The 14,124-nt window shown below is 66.9% G+C and carries 10 protein-coding genes; 7 read left to right on the top strand and 3 right to left on the bottom strand.

Features of this window, described 5'->3' with window-relative positions; genetic code table 11:
* Positions 1 to 33 precede the first annotated feature (33 nt).
* The 4 genes from KF715_11650 (at position 34) to KF715_11635 (ending at position 6,950) form a co-directional block, all read left to right on the top strand.
* Positions 34 to 2,529: a glycoside hydrolase family 31 protein gene (locus KF715_11650; GenBank protein MBX3737339.1), complete on the top strand. Its 2,496-nt coding sequence runs from the start codon at positions 34 to 36 to the stop codon at positions 2,527 to 2,529.
* A gap of 3 nt (positions 2,530 to 2,532) precedes the next feature.
* Complete coding sequence (malQ, locus tag KF715_11645) at positions 2,533 to 4,104, top strand: 4-alpha-glucanotransferase (GenBank protein MBX3737338.1); 1,572 nt, start codon at positions 2,533 to 2,535, stop codon at positions 4,102 to 4,104.
* Positions 4,105 to 4,159: 55 nt separating this feature from the next.
* Positions 4,160 to 5,536: an MFS transporter gene (locus KF715_11640; GenBank protein ID MBX3737337.1), complete on the top strand. Its 1,377-nt coding sequence runs from the start codon at positions 4,160 to 4,162 to the stop codon at positions 5,534 to 5,536.
* A 133-nt stretch (positions 5,537 to 5,669) separates the two neighbouring features.
* Positions 5,670 to 6,950 (top strand): alpha-amylase, encoded by a 1,281-nt coding sequence (locus KF715_11635; GenBank protein ID MBX3737336.1) that lies wholly within the window; start codon positions 5,670 to 5,672, stop codon positions 6,948 to 6,950.
* A 102-nt stretch (positions 6,951 to 7,052) separates the two neighbouring features.
* Here KF715_11635 and KF715_11630 read toward each other — a convergent pair whose 3' ends face one another.
* Positions 7,053 to 8,117, bottom strand: coding sequence for an AraC family transcriptional regulator (locus KF715_11630; protein ID MBX3737335.1), 1,065 nt, complete (start codon positions 8,115 to 8,117; stop codon positions 7,053 to 7,055).
* Between the two features lie 147 nt (positions 8,118 to 8,264).
* On the opposite strand from KF715_11630, the gene nadA reads away from it, so the two are divergent.
* Genes nadA through KF715_11615 form a run of 3 tightly spaced genes read left to right on the top strand, consistent with a single transcriptional unit; the run spans position 8,265 to position 11,726 of the window.
* Positions 8,265 to 9,305 carry a quinolinate synthase NadA gene (nadA, locus tag KF715_11625; GenBank protein ID MBX3737334.1) on the top strand — a complete coding sequence of 347 codons (1,041 nt, stop codon included), beginning with the start codon at positions 8,265 to 8,267 and terminating at the stop codon, positions 9,303 to 9,305.
* A gap of 4 nt (positions 9,306 to 9,309) precedes the next feature.
* The gene (gene nadC, locus KF715_11620) at positions 9,310 to 10,158 is read left to right on the top strand and encodes a carboxylating nicotinate-nucleotide diphosphorylase (protein ID MBX3737333.1); all 849 of its coding nucleotides are present in this window, start codon (positions 9,310 to 9,312) and stop codon (positions 10,156 to 10,158) included.
* Complete coding sequence (locus tag KF715_11615; protein MBX3737332.1) at positions 10,155 to 11,726, top strand: FAD-binding protein; 1,572 nt, start codon at positions 10,155 to 10,157, stop codon at positions 11,724 to 11,726. The genes nadC and KF715_11615 overlap by 4 nt, the downstream gene beginning before the upstream one ends.
* A gap of 190 nt (positions 11,727 to 11,916) precedes the next feature.
* Here KF715_11615 and KF715_11610 read toward each other — a convergent pair whose 3' ends face one another.
* Together KF715_11610 and KF715_11605 are read right to left on the bottom strand one after the other, a co-directional pair.
* Entirely contained in the window at positions 11,917 to 12,120 is a 204-nt protein-coding gene (locus KF715_11610) for a hypothetical protein (protein MBX3737331.1), read from the bottom strand.
* 19 nt (positions 12,121 to 12,139) lie between these two features.
* Complete coding sequence (locus tag KF715_11605) at positions 12,140 to 13,921, bottom strand: sodium:solute symporter family protein (GenBank protein ID MBX3737330.1); 1,782 nt, start codon at positions 13,919 to 13,921, stop codon at positions 12,140 to 12,142.
* Positions 13,922 to 14,124: the final 203 nt, after the last annotated feature.

Genomic DNA, 14,124 nt, shown 5'->3' with positions numbered 1-14,124 from the left:
ATCTCCGCCGTCCCCCTTCAACCCCGTTTCGCCGTGCGTCTTCTCGTGTGCGCCCTCGCTAGCTCGCTCCTCCTCAGCCACACCGTCATCCTGGCGGCCGACTCCACCGCGCTGCAGCCCATCGCGGCTGTCGCCTCGACTACGCGCACCGCCCAAGGCGTCACGCTCACCGCCGCCGATGGCTCCACCGTCGCCGTGAGCGTCCTCGCGCCGGACCTCGTCCGCGTCCGCACCCTTTTCGCCGGACAAAAACCCGCACTCGACCACTCCTGGGCCGTCGCCAAGACCGACTGGCCCGCCGTCCCGTTTCAATTTTCCGAAGACAGCGCGAGCGTCACGCTCGCGACCGCCGAGCTGAAGGTCGTCATCCAACGCGACCCGCTCCTCATCGAATTCCGCGACGCCGCCACCGGCCGCGTCCTCAACGCCGACGCTCGCCCGATGGCGCGCGACCCGAAGACCGGCGCCGTCGGCACCGCCAAGAAACTCGGCTACGAGGAACACTTCTACGGCCTCGGCGAAAAAGCCGCCCGCCTCGACCGCCGCCGCGGCAAGTTCGTCATGTGGACCTCCGACACCCCGGGCTACGTCGAAGGCACCGACCCGATCTACCAAAGCATCCCGTTCTACGTCGGCCTCGAAGCCGGCGTCGCCTACGGCCTCTTCTACGACAACGCCTGGCGCTCCACCTTCGAGTTCGGCCACCTCACGCAGGAATCCGCCAACTACACCGCCGACGGCGGCGAGCTGAACTACTATTTCTTCGCCGGCCCCTCGCTGAAGAAAATCGTCAGCCGCTACACCGAGCTCACCGGCCGCATGCCGCTGCCGCCGCTCTGGTCGCTTGGCCACCAGCAAAGCCGTTACAGCTACTATCCGGACAAACTCGTTGAGCACATCGCCGACCAATACCGCGCGCACGACCTGCCGCTCGACGTGCTCTACTTGGACATCCATTACATGGACGGCTACCGCGTCTTCACGTGGGACAAGTCGCGCTTCCCCGACCCCGCCGCCATGACGCGCCGCCTCGCCGAGCAAGGCATCCGCGTCGTCACCATCATCGACCCCGGCGTGAAGTATCAGCCCGAGGGCGGCTACGCGCCCTACGATGAAGGCCTGAAAAACGACTTCTTCCTCAAGCAAACCGACGGCTCCGTCTACATCGGCGAAGTCTGGCCCGGCAAAGCCGTCTTCGTCGACTACACCAAGGAAGCCGCGCGCCGCTGGTGGGGCGAGCAACACCGCGCGCTCACCGACGTCGGCATCGCCGGCATCTGGACCGACATGAACGAGCCGGCCGACTTCCTCGATCCCTCCGGCAAGCGCCACGAAAACATCCGCTTCGACGACCTCGGCCAGCATACGCCCTACAACGGCATGAGAAACACCTTCGCGCTGAACATGACTCGCGCGACCTACGAAGGCCTCCAACGCCTCAAGCCCAACGAGCGCCCCTTCGTCATCACGCGCGCCGGCTACGCCGGCATCCAGCGCTACGCCGTGAAGTGGACCGGCGACAACAACGCCACCTTCGCCTCGCTCTCGCTCAACGTCCCGATGTTCGCCTCGCTCGGCCTCAGCGGCGAGCCCTTCATCGGCGCCGACATCCCCGGCTTCATCGGCCGCGGCGACGGCGAACTCCTCGCGCGTTCCTACCAAATCGCCGCCTTCTCGCCCTTCTTCCGCAACCACACCGCGATCGACGGCTACGACAAGGAGCCGTGGCGCTTCGGCCGCTACTACGAGGACATCGCCCGGAAGTTCATCAAGCTCCGCTACGCCCTCCTGCCCTTCATCTACACCACGATGGAGGAAGCCTCCCGCACCGGCGTGCCGCTCTTCCGTCCGCTCGTGCTGAATTTCCAAGCCGACGAAAACACCGCGACCATCGACGACCAGTTCATGGTCGGCGACGCCCTCCTCGCCGCGCCCGTCACGCGCGCGGCGCAACGCGAGCGCGAGATCTATTTCCCCGCCGGCATCTGGTTCGATTACTGGACCGGCAAACAGGTGGTCTCCGAAAATGTGGGAGCGAGCTTGCTTGCGACCGGTTCGGAGAAGTCGCGAGCTAGCTCGCTCCCACAGGGCGAGACCCGCGTCGTCGCCGTGCCGCTCGATCATCTCCCGCTCTACGTGCACGGCGGCTCGATCGTCCCGTCCACGGTCGCCATGAGCCACACCGGCGAAAAGCCGTGGAACCCGCTCCGCTTCGACGTCTATCCCGACGCCCAAGGCGGCGCCACCGGCTCGCTCTACGAGGACGACGGTCTTTCCCCCGCCTACCAAAAAGGCGCGCTGCGCCGCACCACGCTCATGTTTGCCAACCGCAAGCTCACGCTCAGCGCCGAAGGCGCGTTCCAGCCCGCCGCACGCGAGTTCGAAGTGGTCGTCCACGGCGTCACGGCCGGCGCCGTGTTCGTCGACGGTCAGGCCCTGTCCGCCGACGCGTGGTCGCGCGGCACGAACGACTCCGTCTCCCTCCGCCTCCCCGACACCGGCAAAACCCGGGTCGTAGAATTCCGCTGAATCATGGAAGCGCCTCCGAATTCCTGGCTCAACATCCGCGCCGCCGGCGTGCTCGCGCACGTTTCGTCGCTCCCGGGCGACTTCGGCATCGGCAACCTCGGCGCCGGTGCCCGCGGCTTCATTGATTTCCTCGCCGACGCCGGCGTGCGTTACTGGCAGATCTGCCCCATCGGGCCGACCGGCTTCGGCGACTCGCCCTACCAGCTCTTCTCCGGCCGCGCCGGCAATCCCTACTTCATCGACCTCGGCGAACTGAAGGAGGAAGGCCTCCTCACCGACACCGAACTCGTCCCGCTGCGCGCGCTCCCGTCGAGCCAGGTGTTCTACGGCGCGCTCTACGAACGCTTCTGGGTCGCGCTCGCCAAAGCCAGTGATCGCTTCCTCGCCAGCGGCAAGGACGAGATCGACGCGATGGGCTCGTTCAAGGAATTCCGCGCCGCCAACGCCGGCTGGCTCGAACCGTTCGCGGACTTCATGGCGCTGAAGTCGCACTTCCAGGGCCGCGCGTGGACCACGTGGCCGAGCGAGCTCCGCCGCTGGACGCCGCAGCTGCGCGCGCTCTTCCCCGACACCGTGAAGAAGGAAGTCGAGCGCCACGCGTTCTACCAATACGTCTTCTTCGGCCAGTGGGACCGCCTCCGCCGCTACGCCGCCCGCCGCGGCGTCGGCATCATCGGCGACGTGCCGATCTTCGTCGCCCTCGACAGCGCAGACACCTGGGCGCACCGCGAGGTGTTCCAACTCGACGCCGACGGCCAGCCGACGGTCGTCGCCGGCGTGCCGCCGGACTATTTCTCCGAACTCGGCCAACTCTGGGGCAACCCGCTCTACGATTGGGAATACCTGCGCGGCACCGGCTACGTCTGGTGGATCGACCGCCTGCGCGCCGCGTTCGAGCTCTACGACATCATCCGCCTCGATCACTTCCGCGGCTTCGATACTTACTGGGAAATCCCCGCCGACGCGCCCGACGCGCGCACCGGCCAGTGGCGCACCGGCCCAGGCGCGGCGTTCTTCGCCGCGATCCGCGTGGCGCTCCCCGACGCGAAGATCATCGCCGAGGACCTCGGCTACATCGGTCCCGGCGTCGTCGCGCTCCGTCGCGGCGCGGGCCTGCCCGGCATGAAGATCGTGCAGTTCGCCTACGGCCACGACGCCAACAACGCCAACCTCCCGCACTACTACCCGCCCGACAGCGTCGCTTACACCGGCACGCACGACAACGTCACCACGCGCGGCTGGCTCGAGTCCCTCGCCGAGCCCTACGCGGGCAAGATAGCCGAGTATTTCCAGCTGAACGGCAGCGCTAAGTCCGCCTGGCCGATCATCCGCCACACACTCTCGACCGTCTCGCGCCTCGCGGTGATCCCGATGCAGGACCTGCTCGATCTCGGCGCCGAGGCGACCTTCAACCGCCCCGGCACGATGGACGGCAACTGGGTCTGGCGCTTCACCGCCGACGATCTCGCAAAGTTGCGCACGGAGAAAGTCGCGACGTTGAAGAACTGGATCCAACTCTACGACCGCACCGGCGACCGGCCCGTGCGCGACTACAGCGAACCGCCCGCGCATTGAGCGCTGCGCGGCCCGCGCCGCGTGCCCCGTTTAGTCCCCCAACCCTGTTGTCCGAATGAAAGACCTCAAACCCCTCACCCTGCCCGCGATCTGGAACATGAGTTTCGGATTCTTCGGCATCCAGTTCGGCTGGGGCCTGCAGATGGCCAACATGAGCCCGATCTACAAGTATCTCGGCGCCGCCGACGAACAGATCGCGCGCCTGTGGATCGCCGCGCCGCTCACCGGTCTGCTCGTGCAGCCGATCATCGGCGCGATGAGCGACCGCACGTGGTGCTGGCTCGGCCGCCGGCGCCCTTACTTTCTGATCGGCGCGATTCTCAGCTCGCTCGCGCTCCTGCTCATGCCGAATTCCGGTTCGCTCGCGGAGTGGCTCATCCCGCATCTGCCGAAGTTCTACATGGCGGCCGGCCTGCTCTGGGTGCTCGACGCCTCGATCAACATCTCGATGGAGCCGTTCCGCGCGTTCGTGGCGGACAAGCTCCCCGAGCAGCAACGCGGCAAGGGCTTCGCGATGCAGAGCTTCTTCATCGGCGCCGGCGCGGTCATCGCCGGCATGCTGCCCTACATCCTGCGCAATTGGTTTCACGTCAGCAGCGACGCCGACGGCGCGAACGCGCTCCCGACCAACGTGAAGATCTCGTTCTACGTCGGCGGCGCGGCCTTCCTCGCCGCGGTGCTCTGGACCGTGTTCTCCACGCCCGAAGATCCGCCGGAGGACATGGAGGCGTTCCAGCGCGCAAAGTCCCAGAGTTCGGGCGTGAAGCACCTCGTGAGTGAAATTTTCGACGCGCTCCTGCACATGCCGCGCACGATGCAGCGGCTCGCGCTCGTGCAGTTCTTCACCTGGCTCGGTCTGTTCTGCATGTGGCTGCATTTCTCGAACGCGGTGCCCGTGCTCTTCGGCAGCAACGATCCGTCCGCCGACCTCTTCAAGCGCGGCGCCGAGTGGGCGGGCGTCTGCTACGCGCTGAAGGACGCGGTGACGTTCCTCACCGCCTTCGCGCTGATGGCGCTCGCGCAGCGCAGCGATCGCCGCCTCATCCACGGCGTCTGCCTCGTGCTCGGCGGCTTCGGCTTGCTCGCAGTCGGCTTCATTCACGGCGAGGAGAACAAGTATTGGCTGCTCGCCGCGCTCGCGCTCGGCGGCGTGGCGTGGGCCTCGATCCTCTCCATGCCCTACGCGATCCTCTCCGGCGCCCTGCCACGCGAACGCGTCGGCGTCTACATGGGCATCTTCAACTTCTTCATCGTGCTGCCCGAGATCCTCGCGGCGCTCTTCTTCGGTTCGCTCGTGAAGAATTACCTCGGCGGCAACCTCGTCCACGCCGTCATGGCCGGCGGCGTGTGCATGGCCATCGCGGCCGCCTTGCTGTTCCTGGTGCCGAAGGAAAATCCGTCCGCCTCCGCCACCGTCTCCGGCTCGCTCTAATTTCAACCACTCATCCGTCATGATCCGCCGCCTCACGATTCGTTCCCTGCTCCCCGCGCTCTGTTTTCCGGCACTCGCCGCGCTTGCCTTCGCCGTCGCCGCGCCGGAGCGCGAAAAACCCATCCCGAGCGCCATGCACACCGCCGTCGGCGTGCCCGCCTGGGCGCGCGGCAGCACGATCTACGAGATCAACGTCCGCCAGTATTCCGAGAGCGGCAAATTCGCCGCGGTCACCGCCGACCTCCCGCGCCTCAAGGCGCTCGGCGTCGACATCCTCTGGCTCATGCCGATCCACCCGATCGGCGAAGTGAACCGCAAAGGTCCGCTCGGCTCCTACTACGCCGCGAAGGATTACATGGCCGTGAATCCTGAGTTCGGCACCGAGCAGGACCTCCGCGAGCTCGTCGCCGCCGCCCACGCGCAAGGCCAGCGCGTCATCCTCGACTGGGTGCCGAACCACGTCTCGCCCGACAACGCGCTCACGAAGACCCACCCGGAATTCTTCTGGCGCGACGAGAAGGGCAACCTCACGCCGCCGCACGGCACCGACTGGACCGACGTCGTGCAGTTCGACTTCAACGCACCCGGCCTCCTCGATTACCAAGCCGGCGTCCTCATCCACTGGGTGAAAAACTTCGGCATCGACGGCTTCCGCTGCGACGTTGCCTGGGGCTTGCCGACACCCTTCTGGAACGAGGTGACGAAGCGCGTGCGCGCCGTGAAGCCCGACGCCTTCTTCCTCGCCGAGGCCGAGCTGCCGCAGCAGCAGGTCGCCGCCTTCAACCTCTCCTATGGCTTCGATCTGCACGGCGCGATGAACAGCGTCGCGCAGGGCAAAAAGTCGGCCAGCGGCGTCGACGAAGCCTACGCGAAAATCCGCGCGACGTTCCCGCGGGGCGGCGCGCTGATGGTGTTCACGAGCAGCCACGATGAAAACAGCTGGGCCGGCACCGAGTTCGACCGCATGGGCGCGGGCTACGCGCCGTTCGCCGTGCTGACCTTCCTCCTCGACGGCGTCCCGATGATCTACAACGGCCAGGAAATCGGCCTCGACCGCCGCCTCGAATTTTTCTCCCGCGACCCGATCGTCTGGCCGAAGGAAGTTCACCCGACGACGAAGCTCTACCAGGTGATGACGAAGCTGCGTCACGAGAACCCAGCGCTGCACACCGGCGCGCCGATGCGCCGCCTCGACACGACGGACAACGCGACGTTCTACGTCGTGGAGCGCTCCGCCGGCGCGCAGAAGGTCGTGGGCATCTTCAACCTCACCGCCAAGGATGCGAAAGCCGACCTCTACGACGCTGCGCTCACCGGCAAGTGGACCGACGCCTTCACCGGCGAAACCGTCGAACTCAACGGCCTCGTGCCGCTCGACATGAAGGGCTGGCGCTACCGCGTGCTGGTCCAGTGATTTTGCGCCGCGGCGCGGCCTGGCTGGCGGGGTAGCCGGTCGGACGCGCTCCGGTTCTGTGCATGCAACGGGCGTCGGCCAAGTGCCGGCGCCCTCTTGTTTTCAGCGTTCGAACGCCGTCGCCGGATCGCCCGTCGCCTCGCGGCCCTTGGCGGCCGATGTCGGTTCTTCCTTCTTGTGCGGCACGCCGTGCGTGAAGTCGACGTGGTCGTAGTAGACCGTCTTCGGCTGCTGCTCCTGTTCCTTGCGACGGGCATCGAGCTGGGCGCGAAATTCCTGCGGCGTCACGCCTTTGTGCTGCTTGAACACGCGGGCGAAATACGCCGGGTCCGCGAAGCCGCTCGCGTAGGCGATCTCGGAGATCGTGAGCTTCGTCGTCTCGAGCGCGAGGATCGCGCCATCGATGCGGATGCGCTGGATGTAGTGCGTAAGCCGCTCCTTCGTCTCGGTGTGGAAGAGGTGTGACAGATAATCCGCCGAGCAGCCGAGCACCTCGGCGACGTGCTGCACGCTGAGGTCGGGGTTCGCGAATTGTTCGCGCACGAGGCACTTCGCCTGGAAAACCTTGCCGATGTCGCTGTTCAGCTGGCCGCTGCCGGTCTCGACGATGTTGCGCAGCAGACCGAGCAGCGCGAGGACGAGGCCCTGAAGCACGGCATCGCGCGCGGGTCCGTGCATGTTGTGGGTCGAGGCGATGCTGTTCGCCAGCGTGAGAAACACGTCGAGGTTCGGCGCGTCGAAGAATTCGATCACCTCGATGTCCGGCTTGCCGGGCTTGGCCTCGTGCGCGAGGTGGATGCTCAGGGTGTTGTTGTAGAAACCGGCGACGAGATTGCGGAACGACTCGCCCGGAGCCGCGCCGACTCGCTCGCCGTGCGGCACGCCGGCAGGGATCACGCACACTTCGTCCGGCGCGACGCGGAAGCTCTCCTTCGGAAAGTTGAAATCCGTCCAGCCGCGCACGCCGATGAATATCTCCGGCCGGTAGTGGTAGTGCATGCCGCGCTTGTTCTGCACGGGGCGCACCTCGTGCGGCACGCGCAGCATGATGCGGTTGCGTTCGGCGAGGCGGATCGCGTGGTCGAAGATCTGCCGCATTTCGGCACGGTTGTGCTGGCTCATCGAACGAGCCGCGAACAGGGCGGACGGAGCCGTGCTTTCGGACATGACCAGGGGTGCCAGGGTTAGATGCCCGTCAGCCAACGCGCTCCGTCCCGAAACACAAACGGGAAACACGGCGTCGCGCCGGGTGTATTGCCTAGGACGGACGGCAGGCTTTGACGCGCGGGGCGAGTCGCCTACGGTGCGCCTTGAATGACCGCTACCGACCACGAACTCGAGGCCGAGGCCGAGCGCCTGTTTCGCGCGCTCATGCATGTGGATTGCGAGCCGGGCCGCGTCTGGAACTACGACGCCTGCCGCCGCCTCGCACCGCTCACGCTCGAGATCAACCGGCTGAAAAAGGAAAAGGACGCCGTCATCCTCACGCACTCCTACGTGGAGCCGGAAATCATCTACGGCGTCGGCGACTTCAAGGGCGACTCCTACTTCCTCAGCCTGAAGGCGAAGGAGTCGCGCGCGAAGGTGATCGTGTTCGCCGGCGTCGTCTTCATGGGCGAAACCGCGAAGATCCTCTCGCCCGACGCCACCGTCGTCGTGCCGGACCGCGGCTCCGGCTGCTCGCTGGCCGACTCCCTCACCGGCGACCAGCTGCGGCGGCTCAAGGCCGCCTACCCGGACGCGGCCGTCGTCTGCTACATCAACTCCACCGCCGACGTGAAGGCCGAGTCCGACGTCTGCGTCACCTCCGGCAACGTCTACGACATCGTCGCGGCGCTGCCGCAGCGCCGCATCCTGTTCGTGCCCGACCGGCTCATGGGCGAGAACATCCGCGCCGAGCTGAAACGCCGTGGCGTCGACAAGGAGATCATCACCTCCGACGGCACCTGCATCGTGCACGACGAGTTCACGCCGACCGACATCGCGGACGCGCGCGCGCGCTTTCCCGGCCTGAAGGTCGTCGCCCATCCCGAGTGCGAGCCGAGCGTCGCTGCGCTCGCCGATTTCGTCGGCAGCACCGGCGCGATGATGAAATACGTCAAGCACACGCCCGCGCCGTATTTCCTCATGCTCACCGAGTGCGGGCTCGTCGGCCGCCTGCAGGTCGAGGCGTCCGAGAAGCACTTCATCGGCGGCTGCCGCCTCTGTCCCTACATGAAGCTCAACACGCTCGAGAAGGTCCGCGACGCTCTCGCCGCTCCGCGGCCGGAGCAGATCGTCACGCTCGACGAAACCCTCCGCCAGCGCGCACTGCACAGCATCGAGCGGATGTTCGAACTCGCCCCAAAGGACTAATTCCATGCTCACGCCCCGCACCGACCACCTGATCGACCTCGCGCTCGAGGAAGACGCCGGCCTAGGCGACGTCACCAGCCGCGCCCTCTTTCCGGCGGCGCACCGCAGCCGCGGTGTGATCGACGCCAAGCAGGACCTCGTCGTCTGCGGCCTCGAGGTCGCGGCGCGCGTGTTCGCCCGGGTCGATCCCGCGCTGAAAACGAAGCTCCTCGCGCGCGACGGCGATCGCGTGAAGAAGGGGGCGCTCGTGCTCCGCGTCGAGGGACCGACCGCCGCGATGCTCACCGCCGAGCGCACCGCGCTGAATTTCCTCCAGCGCCTCTCCGGCATCGCCACGCAGGCGCGCCGCTACGCCGACGCCGTGGCCGGCACGGGCGTTCGCATCGTCGACACCCGCAAGACCACGCCCGCCTGGCGCGCGCTCGAGAAATACGCTGTGCGCACCGGCGGTTGCTCCAACCACCGCAGCTCCCTCGGCGAACACGTCCTCATCAAGGACAACCACATCGCGGCCGCCGGCTCGCTCGCGCGCGCGGTCGAGCTCTGCCGCGCTGCCGCGCCGCACGGCGCCAAGATCGAGGTCGAAGCCAAGACACTCGCCGAGGTGAAGGAAGCGCTCCGCGCCCGCGCCGAGATCATCCTGCTCGACAACATGACGCCCGAACAGGTCCGCGCCGCGGTGAAGGCGATCGCCGGCCGGGCGGTGGTGGAGATTTCCGGCGGCGTGAAGTTCGACACGCTGCGCGCCTACGCACAGCCCGGCGTCGACGTCATCAGCATCGGCGCCCTCACCCACTCCGCCGTCGCCGCCGACCTGAGCCTCGATGTGCAGCCGATGCGGCGCGCAAAATGAAAACCATCGAAACCGACTGCCTCGTTCTCGGTGCCGGCCTCGCCGGTTCGGCTTACGCGTTGCACGCGGCGCGCGCGGGGCTGCGCGTCGAGCTGCTCTCGCTGGCGGAACCGCTGGTGGCGAACAGCGACTGGGCGCAGGGCGGCATCATCTATGGCGCCGCGAGCGATCCGGCGCAGCTGGCGCGCGACATCCTCGAGGCCAGCGCCGGCACGGCGAACCCGGCGGCGATCGACCAGCTCGTGCGCGAGGGCCCGGCGGCGGTGAAGAGCCTGCTGCTCGACGAGCTGCACGTGGATTTCGATCGGCAGCCGGACGGCGGGCTGGATTTCACCCGCGAGGGCGGTCACCGCGAGCGGCGCATCATCCACACCCGCGACACGACCGGACACTCGATCCTCGCCGCCGTGGCGGCAAAGGTGGACGCCACGCCCGGCATCACGCGCCGCACCGGTCATGTGGCCGTCGACCTGCTGACGCTCTCGCACAACGCGGCCGATCCGGCGCACCGCTACGAGCCGCTGACCTGCTTCGGCTGCTACGCACTCGACACGGCGAGTGGGGAGGTGGTCGCGATCACAGCGCGGAAGACGATCCTCGCCACCGGCGGGCTCGGCGGGGTTTTCCTCCACTCGACCAACCAGCCCGGCAGCGTCGGCCACGGGGTGGCGATGGCGTATCGCGTGGGCGCGCGCCTGATCGACCTCGAATACGTCCAATTCCATCCCACGGTGTTCTTCCCGCGCGATGGCGCGCCGTTCCTCATCACCGAGGCCCTGCGGGGCGAGGGCGCGGTGATCGTCGATGCACGCGGGCGGCGCTTCATGGACAAGGTGCACCCGCTCGGCTCGCTCGCGCCGCGCGACATCGTCGCGCGCTCGATCAGCCAGCATCTCGCCGCGACGGGCGACGCGTGCGCGTTCCTTGATTTGTCGGCTTTGAAGCCCGACTTCATCCGCGAGCGCTTCCCCGCGATCCACGCGCGCTGCCTGGCGGCCGGCATCGACATCACCCGCGAGCGCATCCCGGTGGTGCCGGCGGCGCATTTCTCCTGCGGCGGCGTGCACACCGATCTGCAGGGACGCACGAATGTCCGCGATCTGAACGCCATCGGCGAGACGGCGTGCACGGGCCTGCACGGTGCCAACCGCCTCGCGAGCACCTCGCTGCTCGAGTGCCTCGTGAGCGCGCGAGCGGCAGCAGCGGCGGACGTCGCCGAGCTGACTGCGGCAAAGTTACTCATTAAGAACTTCGGCCGGCCGACGGCGCGCGAGTGGCGTAGTCCGGCGAAGGTGGCGGACCCGCTGCTGCTCCAGCAGGACCTGCATCAGATCCGGCAGACGATGTGGAACTATGCCGGAATCATCCGCTCGCCGCGCCGGCTGGCGCGCGCGCGGCGCATTTTGCTCGAACTGCGCGAGGATATCCAGGCGTTCTACCGCGACTGCCGGCCGAGTCGGGAGCTGATCGAGTTGCGCAACGCGGTGCAGACGGCGCTGCTGGTCGTGCATGCCGCGGCGCTCAACCCGGTGAGCAAGGGCTGCCACTACGTCGCGGACGAGAGCTGAGCCAGCCCGGCAAAGTAACCTATTAGGTTACTTTGCCGAAGGACGGATGGGACAACGGTGCGATGCGAGAAGGACGGTTGGGGCTCGCACGGCCCAAAGAAAGAGCCGGCCTTGGGCGGGCCGGCTCGGAAGAGACGCTCGGGGATGGCTGCGGTTGGCGCGGCGATCTCCGGGATGACGACGGGGAAACTCAGCTCTTTTTCGCGCGGCTGGTGAGCCAGAGCATGAGACCGCCGAAGAGGGCGAAGATCACGCCCCAGAACAGATTCACGTTCTTGCCGAGCGAGTGCGCGGCGTAGATCGCGGGATCGGACAGGAGGCCGTAGCCGACGAGGATGAGGCCGAGGGCGAGGAAGAGCAGCCCCATGGGCAGGCGAACGTCGAGTTGTTGCATGGTCGGATGGGGTTGGGCGTTACCAGAAGATGATGTTCAGGAGGACGGTGAGACCGAGGACGATGACGCCCAGCGTGGCGGGGCGGGCATACCACGGGGTTTCGTGGTGATCGACGACCTTCTCGGTGAGCGAGTAGACGAGGCCGCGGAGTTCGGCGTCGGTGCGGTTGGGCGTCGTCGCAAGCGAGATGATGATCGTGCCGAGGAAGCAGCCGCTGAAGGCGCAGATCGCCATCCAGAAGTTCTGCGCCATCGAGCTGGCGAAGGTGTGGTGGACGCCCATCCAGCCGCCCTTGAGCAGCGAGGCGGTCTCGCCGACGGGGAGCGTGTTGCCTTGGAAAATCGCGGCGGAAATCGTGCCGAGGAGCAGGCCGAAGAAGGCGCCGTGGCCGGTCGCGCGTTTCCAGAACATGCCGAGGAGGAAGATGGCGAAGAGCGGTGCGTTCACGAAGCCGAACACCAGCTGGAGCATGTCCATGATGTTATTGAACTTTGCCGCGGCGTAGGCGCAGACGGCGCTGATGAGCAGGCCGACAATCGTGGTGATGCGGCCGACCTTGATGAGGTGCGCGTCGGAGGCGTCGGGCTTGAACCAGCGTTGGTAGAGATCGTAGGTCCAGACGGTGTTGAAGGCGGTCACGTTGCCGGCCATGCCGGACATGAACGAGGCCATGAGTGCCGTGAGGCCGATGCCGAGCATGCCGTTGGGGAAGTATTTCGCGAGCATGGCGGGGACGACCATGTTGTAGTCGGGGTTGCCGTCGGCGCCGGTGGGCAGCGCGATTTGCGCGGTGCCGCCCTTGTGGTAGAGCGCGATGGCGAGCATGCCGGGGAGAATGACGAGCGCGGGGAACATCATCTTCGGAATCGCGGCGATGAGCGGCGTGCGGCGTGCGGAGTTCATGTCCTTGGCGGCCATGGCGCGCTGGATGACGAGGAAGTCGGTGCACCAGTAACCGAAGGAGAGGACGAAGCCGAGGCCTGCGATCATGCCGAACCACTCAATGCCGATCGGATTCGCGGACGGGCTGCCCATCGGGGCCCACGAGTGGCTCCAGGCGCCCGGCATGCCTTTCGTTTCGGAGTAGGCGCCGAGTTGCTTCATGAGGCCGTCCCAGCCGCCGATGTCCTGCAGGCCGAGGATGACGAGCGGGAGGAAGCCGAGGACGATGAGGAAGAACTGGAGCACCTCGTTGTAGATCGCGGAGGTGAGACCGCCGGTGTAGATGTAGACGAGGACGATCGCGCTCGAGATGAAGATGCACGCGTCAAAGTTCCAGCCGAGGATCGCGTTGAGGAGCTTCGCCAGCGCGAACATCGAGATGCCCGAGGAGAACACCGTCATCACCGCGAAGGAGAGCGCGTTGAACGTGCGGGTCTTTTCGTCGAAGCGGAGCTTCAGGTATTCGGGGACGGAGCGGGCCTTCGAGCCGTAGTAGAACGGCATCATGAAAATGCCGACGAAGACCATCGCGGGGATCGCGCCCACCCAGTAGAAGTGCGAGGTGGCGATGCCGTATTTGGCGCCCGAGGCGGCCATGCCCATGACTTCCTGCGCGCCGAGATTGGCGCCGATGAAGCCCAGCGCGCAGATCCACGCGGGCAGCGAGCGGCCGGACTCGAAGAAGTCGGTCGACGTTTTCAGGTGCTTGCGCAGCACCCAGCCGATGCCGAGCACGAAGGCGAAGTAGATGGCCAGGATCGCGTAATCGACGCCGGCGAGTTGGAGCACGACGCCGCCCGCGGAGGCCGAGGGAGCGCTGCCTCCAGTGGAGGCGAGGAACAAGGGCAACAGGGTCATGGGGAGATAATCGCTAACGGGACCGAATCAGGAGCGCCGGGGTCGAGCGCCACGATGCGTGCAACGTGGCAGGTGCGGCAGCGTGCGCCAACCGCAATCTGGAATCGTGACACTCGGAGCGGGCGCGGGGCGGACGGATGACATTCGGGGAGCGCGGGCTGGGAAGGTAGCAGCCCGCGCGTGGGTCACGAATCCCTCGTTCG

This window comes from Candidatus Didemnitutus sp. (genome assembly GCA_019634575.1).
Lineage (GTDB): Bacteria > Verrucomicrobiota > Verrucomicrobiia > Opitutales > Opitutaceae > Didemnitutus.
This window is presented reverse-complemented; position numbering and strand designations above follow the sequence as displayed.